At 53.8% G+C, this 728-nt stretch carries 1 rRNA gene; it reads right to left on the bottom strand.

What is annotated here, in order from left to right:
• Positions 1 to 51 precede the first annotated feature (51 nt).
• Positions 52 to 728 (bottom strand): 23S ribosomal RNA (locus tag QN399_RS26130); the annotation flags it as partial.

Genomic DNA, 728 nt, shown 5'->3' with positions numbered 1-728 from the left:
GTCTTCACACACCGCAATCTGCTCTTTCGACGCAAATTGCTTGGGTGTTATATGGTCAAGCCTCACGGGCAATTAGTATTGGTTAGCTCAACGCCTCACAGCGCTTACACACCCAACCTATCAACGTCGTAGTCTTCGACGGCCCTTCAGGGGACTCAAGGTCCCAGTGAGATCTCATCTTGAGGCTAGTTTCCCGCTTAGATGCTTTCAGCGGTTATCTATTCCGAACGTAGCTACCCGGCAATGCCACTGGCGTGACAACCGGAACACCAGAGGTTCGTCCACTCCGGTCCTCTCGTACTAGGAGCAGCCCCTCTCAAATCTCAAACGTCCACGGCAGATAGGGACCGAACTGTCTCACGACGTTCTAAACCCAGCTCGCGTACCACTTTAAATGGCGAACAGCCATACCCTTGGGACCGGCTTCAGCCCCAGGATGTGATGAGCCGACATCGAGGTGCCAAACACCGCCGTCGATATGAACTCTTGGGCGGTATCAGCCTGTTATCCCCGGAGTACCTTTTATCCGTTGAGCGATGGCCCTTCCATACAGAACCACCGGATCACTAAGACCTACTTTCGTACCTGCTCGACGTGTCTGTCTCGCAGTCAAGCGCGCTTTTGCCTTTATACTCTACGACCGATTTCCGACCGGTCTGAGCGCACCTTCGTACTCCTCCGTTACTCTTTAGGAGGAGACCGCCCCAGTCAAACTACCCACCATACAC

The sequence above is a fragment of the Pseudomonas sp. 10C3 genome (assembly GCF_036346185.1).
Classification (GTDB): domain Bacteria; phylum Pseudomonadota; class Gammaproteobacteria; order Pseudomonadales; family Pseudomonadaceae; genus Aquipseudomonas.
The sequence above is the reverse complement of the archived record's forward strand: the minus strand, read 5'-3'. Positions and strand labels throughout refer to the sequence as shown.